Genomic DNA, 13,451 nt, shown 5'->3' on the forward strand with positions numbered 1-13,451 from the left:
CTTATTGCCTCTTCCTTTAATGTTTTATTATTCTAAATTTAATTTATTTTTTAATATATAATTAGTTATTATAAAGTAAGCTATGAAGAATACTAAATCAAATAATATAGCAAATAATAGAAACATGTGAATATTGTAAAATGATTCAATATTATCAAACACAATATTGAAATTTGAAAATGAAAAAGCCATTCCTACAGCAGATGAAATTGCAGCTGTAATCAAGTTTAAGACTATAAATGCACCAAATGCTGAAAGTATTCTGTGTTTACTAAATAAATGTCCAATTGATATAGATGCATATATCATTGTAAGAGATCTTACTAATCCTATTAAAATGGCAATAATTATTTCTATAATTACTACATAAAGTTGAAATCCAAATTGGGCACATCCCTCTGAAAGCACTCTAAATAATTCACGAAAAAAGTAATTAAAAGCACCAGGATTAAATGCCATAATAATTATTGAAAGTATTGCTACAAATCCACTTACAATGTTCCAAAAAGTTGCAATTGAAAGTTTACTTGTAATATTAGTGATGGTAGATACAGGAAGAGTATTCATTAAATATCCTTCATCTCCAAGTAAATTTTTATAAAATCTTTGTATTATTACAAAAAATGTAACTATAAAAACAGCAGCCATAGTACATCCATACGCAAAAATGCTGAGTATAAAAGGAATTGAACCAAAGCCTTCAAGCTTATCAGCAAGACCAGCTCCAATAAAAATTTTATTAATAATAGCAAAAGCGAGTAGTGCTATATAAAGTGGAATAAGGGTTCTAGCAGTTGATTTAAGTTCATATTTCATTAATTTTCCTAACATTTAAATACCTCCCTAAATAGAGTATCAACACTCTTTCCTTCAGTTTCTCTAATTTCATCTACACTTTTAGTTAAGAATATTTTTCCGGATGAAATAAATACTACATCATCTAATACTCTTTCAATATCGGAGATAAGGTGAGTGGATATAATAATAGTTGCATTTTCATTATAGTTAGTGATGATTGTATTTAAAATGTAATCTCTAGCTGCAGGATCAACACCAGCTATTGGTTCATCTAATAAATAAAGATCAGCTTCTCTGCTCATAACTAAAATAAGTTGAACTTTTTCCTTTGTCCCTTTAGACATAGTTCTTAATTTATCATTAGGATTTATATTTAATTTTTGAAGCATTTCATAGGCTTTTTCAGGATTAAAATTATCATAAAAATCTCTAAAGAAATTAATAATATCAGAAACTTTCATCCAATCATTTAAATATGTTCTCTCAGGTAAATAGGAAACAATTTTTTTTGTTTCAATTCCAGGATTAAGACCATTTATTAATATTTCTCCACTTGATGGAGTTAAAAGACCATTCGCAAGTTTTATAAGGGTACTTTTACCACTACCATTAGGTCCTAAAAGTCCAACAATTCTACCACGATTAATTGTTAAGTCGATACCTTTTAAAGCTTCAGAATTACCATAGGTTTTAACTAAGTTCTTACATTCTAAAATAGGGATGTTATCCACATTACTATTTGTAAAATTAGATGTTGAATCATTTTGAGCAGAATCATAAAGCAATTTATTTTCATCATTTTTCATTATTTCATCTCCTTTGATATATTTTCTACCAGTTGAATTGTTTCTTGTTTTGTATATCCGATTTTCTCCATGTTATAAAGAAATTTTTCAATCTGCTCTTTTGCAAGTCCATTTCTAATATCTTTAATCATATTACTATCCTCCGTAATAAATCTGCCACTTGTTCTTTGGCTAAATACTAAACCTGTTCGTTCTAATTCGGTCAATGCTTTTTGCATTGTGTTTGGATTAACTGATGCGTCACTTGCCATATCTCTAACAGATGGTAATTTTTCACCAACTTTATATACGCCTGAAATTATCCTAAGTTGTATTTGTTCCATTATTTGCAGATAGATTGGTCTATCGTCATTAAAATTCCATGACATAGTCTCACTCCTTCATAAATTATACTTTTGTATTGTTGTACTAAGGTGATAATACAATAATACAATTATAGTTATTATTTGTCAATAAGAAATTTCAACTTGTTATTATAAATCTCGTAGGACATTAAAATGCATTAAAGAACAATTTAATACAAAATAATTCAAGAAAATAAAACTATAATCGATAATTAATAGAATGAGTTTAAATACATATGATAAAAACTATAAAAAATATGTTTATTTGACAAAAAAGTACAAATAGTATAAAATTAGTATAAATAACAATATTATTTTCAATTATGAAATAAAATAAAAAATAAGGGGAGATTTTTATGATAAAAATGTTAGAAAATAATGAACTAGATATGAATGCTTTGGAGATAAAAGACATAATTGATATCAAGTTATTACAAAAATTTCAGGATGATTTTGCACTTGCAATGAATTGTGCAAGTGTAACTGTGGATAAGGATGGGAATCCAGTAACCAATCCTAGTAGTTATACAAGGTTTTGTGACGGGTTTATTCATTCAACTAAAAAGGGTGATGATAGGTGTGCCGCTTCTCATAAAAGGATGGGAGAAGAAGCAGCAAGAACGGGTAAACCTTTTGTAGGACCATGTCATGCAGGACTTATAGATTTTGCAGCACCTATTATAGTGGAAGGCAAATTAATTGGGACAGTGTTAGGTGGACAAGTGCTATCAGATTCGCCTAAAGAACAAAGTTATATACAAATCGCAAAAGAAATAGATGTAAATGGAGATTTACTTGTAGAAGCAGTGCATGAAGTTAATATAGTAGATTTTAAAAATATAGAAAAAGCAGCAAGCGTATTATTTATTGTTGTAAATACTCTTGCTAAAAATGGATTTAATCAAATTGAATTAGATATGGTTTCAAAAAGATTATCAAATAATTTTATGCAAGTATCTGCTACAATAGAAGAACTATCAGCTTCAGCAAATAATATTTCGTCTCAACAAGAAGAATTAAATGGTGAAATAACTCAAGTAGGAGTGATTACAGAACATATTAATAGCATACTTGATGCTATTAAAGGCATAGCATCTCAAACTAAAATGTTAGGACTTAATGCATCTATTGAAGCTGCACGTGCAGGAGAATTAGGAAGAGGATTTTCAGTTGTTGCAAAAGAAATACAAAATTTAGCCGAAAATTCTAAGCAAACAGCCATAAGTATTTCAGAGTTAACAACTAAAATACAAGAATCAGTTAATGGAACTATAAAAAACTCTAAAATAACCCTTGAAACAACTAAAGAGCAATCATCAGCTATGGAAGCAGTTGGTGAAAATATTCAAGATTCTGTATATATTGTGGAACAATTAAGTAACATGATGGAAAAATTAAAATAAAGCACATGAAAGAAAAAAGACAAGCATACAGGTTTGCTATTTTTGAATACTAAATATTATAAACTAAAATATTTTAGAGCTATCTTAAATTGATTTAAGATAGCTCTTATAATTTCGATTGAAATAAGGATCTGTTAAAAATGATAAAATTAATATTTGCACTATATGTTGAACATTAAAATTTGTGGTGATATAATATGGCTATTGGTGTATATACACTTGTAAAATTATATGCGAAGAGGTGTAAATATGGGGATAGATTTAGTAAAAGAAATATTAAGACTAAAAAAAGAAAAAAATGCAATTATCCTTGCTCATTATTATCAGCCAGGATTAGTGCAAGAGTTAGCAGATTATGTAGGGGATTCTTATTATTTAAGTGAAATAGCTAGAGATTGCAAAGAGGAAGTTATAATGTTTTGTGGAGTTAGGTTCATGGCTGAAAGCGCAAAGATTTTATCGCCACAAAAAATAGTTTTAATGCCATGTCCTAGTGCAGGGTGTTCTATGGCAGATATGGCGAGTGGTAAGGCGTTAGTGGAATTAAAGGAAAAGCATCCAGATGCTTATGTGGTTTGTTATATAAATTCAACGTACAATGTAAAAGCTCACTGTGATGTATCAGTAACATCTTCAAGTGCATTAAAGATATTAAAAAATGTACCTAATAAACAAATAATGTTTTTACCAGATAGAAATCTAGGGGGATATATTGCAGAGTTTTTTCCAGAAAAAGAATTTATATTATGGGATGGTTTTTGCAGATGTCATAATAAGATAAGCAGAGAAGACATATTAAAAGAAAAAGAAAAATATAAAGATGCTAAGGTATTAGTTCATCCAGAATGTACAAAAGAAATTAGAGATATGGCAGATTATATTGGAAGTACAAGTGGAATAATAGATTATGCAACTAATGACGGTGGTAATGAATTTATAATAGGAACAGAAGAAGGGATATTGCATGAATTAAAAAAGAAAAATCCAAGTAAGAGTTTTTTTATTCCTGGAGATAAAATATGTTGTCAAGATATGAAGAAGACAACCCTTGAAAATTTATATGATGCCCTATTAAATATGCATAATGAAATTATTTTAGATGAAGATATTAGAAAAAAAGCACTAAGGTCTTTAGAGAACATGCATATATTGGGATCTATAGAAACTACAGATAAATTACAATCTACCGAAACTACAAATAAGTTAGGCAACTAGGTATGAATAAATTTGTTGATGCATTAATAATAGGTTCAGGGGTATCAGGTCTTTATTGTGCATTAAATTTAAGAAAAGATTTAAATATTTTGATTGTATGCAAGGATAAAATTAGTTGTACTAATACTTATTTAGCTCAAGGGGGAATATCTGTTGCAAGAGGTGAAAAGGACATTCCTTTATATATAGAAGATACTTTAAAAGCTGGAAAGTATAAAAATGATTTAGAAGCTGTTAAAGTATTAACTTGTGAATCAATGGAGAATATAAAAAATTTAATGGAAATGGGTTTGGAATTTGACAAAAACGAAGATAAAAGTTTGAATTTTACTAAAGAAGGCGCACATTCTATAAATAGAATAGTTCATACAAAGGATAATACAGGGGAAAATACAGCTAAGATTCTTATTGAAAAAGTTAAACAAAAAGATAATATACAAATATATGAAGATACTTATTTTGTAGACATAATAGAGAAAGAAATTAAGTGTATTGGAGCTATATTAATAAAAGAAAATGAGCAAATAAATGTTTATGCAAAAACTGTAGTCCTTGCAACTGGTGGAATAGGTGGATTGTTTAATAATTCGACAAATCAAAGAATATTAACTGGAGATGGAATAGCAGTTGCGGCACGTCATAACATAACCTTAAAAGATATTAATTATATTCAAATTCATCCAACAGCATTTTATGAAGAAGAGAATAATGTACGGAGATTTTTAATATCTGAATCTTTAAGAGGAGAAGGTGGAATCCTTACAAATGTTAATGGAGAAAGATTTGTAGATGAACTTTTGCCTAGAGATGTGGTTTCAGAAGCGGTGTATAAGCAAATAAGAGAAACAGGAACACCTTATGTAAATTTAGATATAAGATTTTTGGGACAAGATTATATAATAAATAGATTTTCAACTATTTATAAAGAGTGTTTAAAGAGAGGAACAGATATAACAAAAGAATATATTAAAGTTTCTCCAGCTCAACACTTTTTTATGGGTGGCATAAAGGTAGACTTAAATTCTAAGACATCTATGGAAAATTTATATGCAGTTGGGGAAACAAGTTGCACGGGAATACATGGAGCTAATAGACTTGCAAGTAATTCTTTACTTGAGGGACTTGTATTTTCAAGAAGAGCTGCACGTTTAATTAACAATTCTGTGGATGATTTGGAAATTAAAGTTTTAACTGTGGATGAAATAAATACATCTATGGAAGAAATATCAAATAAAAATAAGGAATTAGCTATGAAGGTTATAAAAGAAAAGGGGGGCAAGCTAGATGATGAATTACTTAGTTGTAGATAAGATAATAAAGAATGCACTTATAGAAGATATTCCAAGTGAAGATATAACAACAAATTCAATTGTCGATACAAAAAGCATTTCTACAGTAGAGTTATTATGCAAAGAAGAAGGAATAATTGCTGGGCTTGAAATTTTCAAAAGAGTGTTTGAAATACTAGGAAATGTGGAAGTTGAATTATATAAATGTGATGGTGATAGGGTATATCCAAAAGATAAAGTTGGATTTTTAAAGGGAAGTACTAGAAATTTGCTAATGGGAGAAAGAATAGCATTAAACTTATTACAAAGAATGAGTGGGATAGCTACTTTAACTAATGAATTTGTAAATAAAATAAAGCATACAAATGCAAAGTTATTAGATACAAGAAAAACAACACCAAACCTTAGAATATTAGAAAAATATTCAGTGAAAATTGGAGGTGGATGTAATCACAGATTTAATTTATCGGACGGAGTTATGCTTAAGGACAATCACATAAGTGCAGCAGGTGGAATAAAAAATGCTGTAGAGCTTGTAAGAAAGAATTCGTCATTTGTTAGAAAAATTGAAGTTGAAACTGAAAGTCTAGAAATGGTGAAGGAAGCATTAGACGCAAAAGTTGATATAATAATGCTTGATAATATGAGTTTAGATGTAGCAAAAGAAGCAGTGAATCTCATAAACAAAAAAGCATTAATAGAATTTTCGGGGAATGTGGAATTAAGTAATATTAAAGAAATAGCAGAAATAGGAGTAGATTATATATCTGTGGGAGCTTTAACTCATTCGGCAAAGATATTGGATTTTAGTATGAAGAATTTAACTTTGATCTGAATTTAATACAGATATGTTATAATAAAAGGAACCCCTTAGAAAAATTTCTATTTTTCTAAGGGGTTCCTTTTTTCGTGCAATAAAATTACTTTAATTTCAGATGAGATAGTTTGAATATGCTTATTTTTTGTAAAAAGTCAATATTTGCATCGCAAAACGTATAAATTTAAGCATGAAAGAGACATTTGAGATAAAAAAAGGTTTACATATAAGGTTTATTCTTTTCATGATTGATTTTGTATGTTTTGAGAAAAAATATTAATATAATTTTAATATTTTCAGTGATATGAATATAAAAATCCTTTTTTTATTACAATTATTCAGAAATAAAAAAAGGGAAATATTAATTTTTTTTCTAAAAAACTGAGTGATATCAATGAGCTATAGCTTTAATTAGTAAATATTAAATTATAATAATTTGGTGTTTTTTTCTAAACAATATACTTTTTGCATGGCGTAAATATTTTGCGGAAAAGTGTAATTTAGTTCACATATTATTTACAAAGGTGTACTTTAGTACAATATACAAATTATTATCATAGTGGTATTGTATCTATAAAATGTAATTTTAAGTAAAAAAGTATAATTTTTAAAATAGCAAAATACAATAATAAAACGAAATAAATAGAATAATGTGGATTGAAAGTAAAAAAATTAAAAAAGAAAAAAATAATAGCAATGGTAAAAGTATTTCATTTTATAAAGAAATATTTAATATTATATAAGGCATATTAAACCTAGATTGAAAAGTAAATTTATGATTATTAGAGGGGGATTAAAAATGGATGTTATAGAGCAAACCAATAGAACAATATTATTTGAGGAAATAAATCCAGAAAAATTAGATTTAATTACAGTGATAGGTGACACTAAAGGAATAAATAGTTTAAATGACGATAAAATAAAGGAAATTAATGAACTTTTTTTAGTTAAAGATTTTGATGAATTCCTAGAAAAGTTTTCTCCAGTAGTATATTCATTTTTTGATGCGGCAAATCAAAAAGTAATGTATACATTAAAAAAGCCAGAAAATTTTCCGAGTGAACTTATAACAGAAATTCCAATTAATCAATCAAATGACTTTTTGAAGATGTTATTCACTTTAATTGATACTAAAAGAGCTCAAGGAATAGCAAATGTAGATTTTAAATTTGAAAATTTATTGGATATGATATCTCCTAAAAAAGTAATGGATGATATAAGACAAACTAGAAAAGAAATTCAATATACATACAGCAAATATGATGAACTTGAAGATGAAGATCCAAGTAAATTAGATTTCGGGGACAAGCTTAATGTTATGTTTGAAGAAGCAAGTTCAAATTACAACAATATCATGGCAATGTTACCTCTTGCAATTGAAGATATAAAAACAAGATTACTCCTTGGAGCTGAAGATAACAAAAATGGAAATGAAGCTTTTAAACTTGGTGTTTTAAGCATGGGAGAAAATGGAGAATTAAAAGTTTTAGAAGCCCCAAAGGTAGAGGAAACATCATTAGTGGCAATAGATGATAAGGCAAATATAGGACTAATTGGAGCTTTTGAAGATGATTATGATGATGTTAATGAATCGAAATCTGATTATGTCAAGAGTTTAGTCGTAAGAACATTCGTTCCGTTACCTTCAACGATGGTAAGTTCCATTGATGTAGATGTAGAAATAGAAAATTACAATACTTATTTAGATTTTTATAAAACTTCTAAAGATGATTTTATAAAAACAGTTAAGCCTTTAATTGAAAAAATAGTAGGCGTAAAAATGTTTTTTGACCAATATAAAACAAAAAATAAAGGGATGAAGCCTAGCTTACTAGTTACAAATACAAAGCTGGATAGATTAGTTAATTCTAATAATTTACCTAGATTAAATACCTTTTTAAGCTCAGTAAATGATAAGAATGATTTTGCTAATACAATTTGGTTTGGAATAGTTCCATCAATTGAACTTGAGGCACAAAGTAAGAAGCAAGTTAGAGAAAGATTTAAAGCAAATAAACAAGTTGAAAAGACAGATTCAAATTCTATGGAAGATTTAGCAATGCTTTTAGATACAGTTCAAAAATACAGAATGCAAGTTTTCTTTAGTTTCGAACCAAGAGAAGATACTACATTTAATAATGTAGCTACAACCGGAATTGATAAATTTATGGATAAATGTGCACCATTATTACGTAATTCATATAGTGAATTTGCAATTCCATGTATACCCAATTTTACAGTTATTCCAAAAGAAAAATCAGGAGTTATATTAGATAAGAAAATGATTCTTTCAGAAAATGGCTCTGCAGAATTATCTAAAGAAAAAGAAGATATTCTTAAACTTTGGATAGAAGGAGTTTATATTGGAGGCTCATATATAGCAGCTGGTGTTGTGGCTGCATATCAATGTCCAGAATATTTAAGAGAATATTATAATTATGTATCTAATGAGTATCCAGGAGTAAGGTTTGATATAGAAGCTGGGTCAAATGCATTAAATATTACAACAACACTGGCTAAAGAAATATCAGGATTTACAAATGAAATTAAAAATTTAATAAACAGAAGAAACTTTGGATTTGTTTTTTCATCTGAAAATGCTCAATTAAATGGAAAAGACATAAAGCAAATAACGGTGTATAAAGCAAGAAGCTTACAAGCTACTGAAAATGATTTTGAATCAATATATAAAACATTAGTGACAACTTATATAGAAAGAATATTAAGATTCCATACTAATGATTTTAAAGAAGATAATATTGTTAAATTCTTTAGTAATAATCCAACCAGTGTAAAAAGTAAATGGATGGCAAATAAAGAATATTGTAATGCCATTATTCAAGATGGTGATGATATTAACTTTGTAATAAATGATCAAACAGGAAAATGTAACATTGATCTTGTATTTAATGGAAACATTAAGAATTTAGAAGTAGAAATTACACGCAGCGATGTTGGTTAATTTCAATGGATGTTCTAGACATTCATTTTGATTATAAATAAAAAATAAAGGGAGGACAAAAAATGGGATTTAGAGTAAAAGTTGAGGGCGCAGAAAGTATCGATTTAAATATTGAAAGCCTTTTAACTGTAGAATTTAAAACAGATACACCTGATGATTCTAATGCACGTTCAACAGATTTAGGAACCTCATTAATGATTACTGGTAAAATATTAACACCAGTTGGAGGAGAAGCAGCAGATAGTACTATTAAATTAGCACAATGGTCACTTGTACCAGCAGAAAAGGCTGATTGTTACAGAAGCATAAAAGTAGATGTTATTTCAGCTTCACAAGTAGTAAGACAATTTACGTTACCTAATGCTTTCGTAGTAGACTATGAAGAAGAATATGGAGATGTAGAAGGCGTAGGTACATTCAAACTATACGTTAAACAAAAGAAGGATAAAACTGCTTTAGTTAAGTTTGAAGGCGGTTTTGGCGAATAAAAATTAAATAAGTTAGTTTAGCGTAAGCTACACAAGATATTAAAAGGAGGATATGAATAAATGGGATTTAGAGTAAAAATTGAGGGCGCAGAAACAATAGATCTTAGTATAGAAAGTGTTGAAACTGTTAAATATGCTACAGATACTCCAAAGGATACAAATGCTCGTTCAAAAGATGTCGGAAGTACAATGGTTATACGTGGAAAGATCTTAACAGCTGTAGATGGAGATCCATTTGATAATACAAGAAAAATGGGAACATGGTCACTTGTACCAGCAGAAAAAGCAGATTGTTATAGAAAAGTTACTGTAGAAGTAATTTCTGCAGATCAAATTATAAGAAAAATAACTTATCCAAATGGATTTGTAGTAGATTACAAAGAAACTTTTGGAGATACTGAAGGTATAGGTACATTTGAACTTATTGTAAGACAAAAGAAAGACAAGTTAAGCTTAGTTACAATAGAAGGCGGATATAGCGCTTAGTTATTGCTGGCCGAAATAAGTAACATATTATGTTCCGGTTTCGCTGAAATTTAGATGGGTGATTCTATGACTAGAAGTTGTACCCACAAAGCTTGCTTCAAAGACAAGCTTTGAACAAGCTTTGTAGGACAACTTCTAGTCAAGAATCGCTACCATCAAAATTTCAATGAAACACTCCACATAACATGTTACTTATTTTTGGTTTAAAGATATACCCAAGTTTTAGAAAATGTGGATTAATATTAATATTAAATTTATGTAGAAAAAAACATAAAAGAAGTCATGTAAGGAAAAGTGAGAATTAAAATTAACTCTTAATTGTTAACTGAACTAAGTGGGGTAGAATGTGAAAGATTATTACAAAATATTAGAGATATCTATTAGAGCAACTAAGGATGATGTTAAAAAAGCATTTAGAAGTTTAGCTAAAAAGTATCATCCAGATAGAAATGTAAATGATGAAAATGCTTTAAGAAAATTTCAAGAGGTAAATGAAGCATATGAAATTTTAAGTAATGAAGATTCGAGAAGAGAATATGATAAGAAATTATCTGGTTTTAAACAAAGTAGTAGTAAAGAAACAAACAGTAAAAATAGTAACTCGAGTAATGGAGAAAAAAAATACCAAGATAAAGCTGAAAGTATGGAAAACTTAAATAAATATTTTGAAAATTTCTTTGGGTTTAATGCAAATACAAGTGATATTAATAAAGATAAATTGAAAAAACAGAAAAATCCAATAGATACTAGCAATATGTTTGAAAGCTTTTTTAATATAAAAAAGAAGTAATGGGGTGTGTACTTTGAATTATGATAATAATAAAAAATTTAATAATAAACTAATAGCAAGTATGCAACTAATTAATTTATTTATAGGAGCTATAATTGCATTAATATGCGTAGTAGCTTATATAACAATAGAATCTCTATATATAAGAGGAACAATTATAGTTATCGCTATAACGTTTGGGATAGTATGTTTTGTGAACTTATATAATAGGTTACATAAAGTAGAAGTCATGGAAGATGAAAGCAATATAAGTGGAATTGAATTAGTTAATGAAGATAATGAAATCATAAGAACATGGGATATAGGAGAGAAGATATCTTTTCTTATAGGAAAGAATACAATAGATGAACACGTTTTTATTGATTTAAATTCATCTATTTATTCAACATTAATTGAAAATAACCATGCAGTTTTAAATTATGCTGCTGGAAAATGGTATATAGAAGACTTATCCTCTAGAAGTGGAGTTAGTATTCAAAAAATAGATAATAATAAAAAGTATAGAATTGTAAAAGATACGCCCTGTGAATTAAAAAAGGGAGATATTATATTTATTTCTAAAGTTAAACTTTTACTTAAGTAGATAAGGGAGAGTCCAAATCTATGATTTGATGATGGTCGCTTACTCTGTGAGTACGCAGCGACCAAAAGGAGATAAGAAGGAGTGAGATAAATGGGACTAGTTAGATGTCAAAATGGACATATGTTTAGTGAAAGACGTTACGGGACTATATGTCCATACTGTAATATAGATACTGCAAAAAAGGAAACTAAACCAGAGACTTTTAAAGAAGACTTGGACATAGAGACTAATCTTTTGTATCAAGAAGTTGATCCCGTTTGTGGATGGATTGTGTGTATTGAAGGTACAAGAGTCGGAAAAGATTATAAAATAAAAAATGGGAAGAACTTCATAGGTAGAGCAGATGATATGGATATACAAATAATAGGGGATAATTATATTGCAAACAGAAATCATGCAATAATAGTTTATGACCCAAAGAAAAAGAACAATGTATTATTACCAGGGGATTCTTCGGGTATTGCATACCTAAATGGAGAGCCTGCTTATATGCCTTCAGAACTTTCAGGTTATGATGTAATTGAACTTGGAAAAAGTAAATTTCTTTTTGTGCCGTTTTGTGGAGAACATTTTGAATGGCAAGATAATGAGTAGGTGCATGATATATGCTAAATATTAATGAATATGGAAATATAAAATTTATAGTTTTACTTGGAATAGTATTGATAATTTTATTAATTATAAGGAATATTTTAATAAAGAAAATAAATAAAAAAGATTTAGAAATAGCAGAAGAAGTGTGTATTGGATATGAAGAAATTCAAGAAGATTATGCAGATATAATAGCAGAAGCTTATGGGACGTTAGCAGTTTTAGCAGATGGATTAGGCAAAAATGAGGCAGGAAAAATTTCTAGTATTGTAGCTGTTAAAACAATAATAAAGATGTTTAAAGAAGAAGGAAATGTTGATAAGATAACTTATTTTTTTAATAAGGTGTTTAAAAAAGTAAATCACGAAATAATAAAAAGAGTTGAAAAAGATAAAGGTGGGGCTAGTGTACTTAGTGCAATAGTAAAGGATAATTTATTGTATTATGCCTTAGTTGGAGATGCCATGCTTGCTGTTTTTAGAGATAAAGAACTTATTAGATTAAGTGAAGGACATGCTATAAGTGAAGTAGCAAAGAGAGAATATTACAATGGAAAACTTCAAAAATTACAAGCTCTATATGCATTAAAAGAAAAGAAACTTTTATATTATATGGGGCAAGAATCCTTTAAGAATATAGAAATTTGTGAAAGTCCAATTGAGCTCTATAAAAATGACATAGTTGTACTTATGAGCAGAGGTGTATATGAAGGTTTAAGTTGGATAGAACTTGAGGAAATTCTAAAAGCGAAGAGATTTAGCGTAGAAGAGAAATGTAAAGAAATAATGGAAACAGTTAAAAATAATGATTTAAATAATTGCAATGGGAGCATTGTACTTATGAAATATGTGGGGAAATGATAAATTGTAAATTGTCAAT

Annotated in this window: 14 protein-coding genes; 11 read left to right on the forward strand and 3 right to left on the reverse strand. The window is 28.3% G+C overall.

Annotated features, from left to right (window positions below):
• Nucleotides 1-27 precede the first annotated feature (27 nt).
• The 3 genes from psyc5s11_RS06375 to psyc5s11_RS06385 form a co-directional block, all read right to left on the reverse strand.
• On the reverse strand, nucleotides 28-831 hold the full coding sequence (locus psyc5s11_RS06375; protein ID WP_224036783.1) for an ABC transporter permease: 804 nt from the start codon (nucleotides 829-831) through the stop codon (nucleotides 28-30).
• On the reverse strand, nucleotides 825-1,529 hold the full coding sequence (locus tag psyc5s11_RS06380; protein WP_224038137.1) for an ABC transporter ATP-binding protein: 705 nt from the start codon (nucleotides 1,527-1,529) through the stop codon (nucleotides 825-827). The genes psyc5s11_RS06375 and psyc5s11_RS06380 overlap by 7 nt, the downstream gene beginning before the upstream one ends.
• A gap of 74 nt (nucleotides 1,530-1,603) precedes the next feature.
• A complete protein-coding gene (locus psyc5s11_RS06385; protein ID WP_224036784.1) occupies nucleotides 1,604-1,972 on the reverse strand; it encodes a GntR family transcriptional regulator in 369 nt (122 codons plus the stop codon).
• Nucleotides 1,973-2,304: 332 nt separating this feature from the next.
• Here psyc5s11_RS06385 and psyc5s11_RS06390 point away from each other — a divergent pair, with 332 nt between their 5' ends.
• The 11 genes from psyc5s11_RS06390 (at nucleotide 2,305) to psyc5s11_RS06440 (ending at nucleotide 13,432) form a co-directional block, all read left to right on the forward strand.
• The gene (locus tag psyc5s11_RS06390; protein ID WP_224036785.1) at nucleotides 2,305-3,351 is read left to right on the forward strand and encodes a PocR ligand-binding domain-containing protein; all 1,047 of its coding nucleotides are present in this window, start codon (nucleotides 2,305-2,307) and stop codon (nucleotides 3,349-3,351) included.
• Between the two features lie 249 nt (nucleotides 3,352-3,600).
• Nucleotides 3,601-4,566, forward strand: a complete 966-nt coding sequence (gene nadA / locus psyc5s11_RS06395; protein ID WP_224036786.1) for a quinolinate synthase NadA — start codon at nucleotides 3,601-3,603, stop codon at nucleotides 4,564-4,566.
• Nucleotides 4,567-4,568: 2 nt separating this feature from the next.
• On the forward strand, nucleotides 4,569-5,876 hold the full coding sequence (locus tag psyc5s11_RS06400; protein WP_224036787.1) for an L-aspartate oxidase: 1,308 nt from the start codon (nucleotides 4,569-4,571) through the stop codon (nucleotides 5,874-5,876).
• The gene (gene nadC / locus psyc5s11_RS06405; protein ID WP_224038138.1) at nucleotides 5,854-6,690 is read left to right on the forward strand and encodes a carboxylating nicotinate-nucleotide diphosphorylase; all 837 of its coding nucleotides are present in this window, start codon (nucleotides 5,854-5,856) and stop codon (nucleotides 6,688-6,690) included. Before psyc5s11_RS06400 ends, nadC begins: the two co-directional genes overlap by 23 nt.
• A 781-nt stretch (nucleotides 6,691-7,471) precedes the next feature.
• A complete protein-coding gene (locus psyc5s11_RS06410; protein ID WP_224036788.1) occupies nucleotides 7,472-9,634 on the forward strand; it encodes a transcriptional regulator in 2,163 nt (720 codons plus the stop codon).
• A 62-nt stretch (nucleotides 9,635-9,696) separates the two neighbouring features.
• Nucleotides 9,697-10,122, forward strand: a complete 426-nt coding sequence (locus psyc5s11_RS06415; RefSeq protein WP_224036789.1) for a membrane-associated protease 1 — start codon at nucleotides 9,697-9,699, stop codon at nucleotides 10,120-10,122.
• A 60-nt stretch (nucleotides 10,123-10,182) separates the two neighbouring features.
• Nucleotides 10,183-10,608 (forward strand): membrane-associated protease 1, encoded by a 426-nt coding sequence (locus psyc5s11_RS06420; protein ID WP_224036790.1) that lies wholly within the window; start codon nucleotides 10,183-10,185, stop codon nucleotides 10,606-10,608.
• Nucleotides 10,609-10,954: 346 nt separating this feature from the next.
• Nucleotides 10,955-11,398, forward strand: a complete 444-nt coding sequence (locus tag psyc5s11_RS06425) for a DnaJ domain-containing protein (protein ID WP_224036791.1) — start codon at nucleotides 10,955-10,957, stop codon at nucleotides 11,396-11,398.
• Between the two features lie 13 nt (nucleotides 11,399-11,411).
• A complete protein-coding gene (locus psyc5s11_RS06430; protein WP_224036792.1) occupies nucleotides 11,412-11,981 on the forward strand; it encodes an FHA domain-containing protein in 570 nt (189 codons plus the stop codon).
• Between the two features lie 90 nt (nucleotides 11,982-12,071).
• On the forward strand, nucleotides 12,072-12,575 hold the full coding sequence (locus tag psyc5s11_RS06435; protein ID WP_224036793.1) for an FHA domain-containing protein: 504 nt from the start codon (nucleotides 12,072-12,074) through the stop codon (nucleotides 12,573-12,575).
• 11 nt (nucleotides 12,576-12,586) lie between these two features.
• Nucleotides 12,587-13,432, forward strand: a complete 846-nt coding sequence (locus psyc5s11_RS06440) for a PP2C family protein-serine/threonine phosphatase (protein WP_224036794.1) — start codon at nucleotides 12,587-12,589, stop codon at nucleotides 13,430-13,432.
• The last annotated feature ends 19 nt before the right edge of the window (nucleotides 13,433-13,451 follow it).

This window comes from Clostridium gelidum, assembly GCF_019977655.1.
GTDB lineage: Bacteria > Bacillota > Clostridia > Clostridiales > Clostridiaceae > Clostridium > Clostridium gelidum.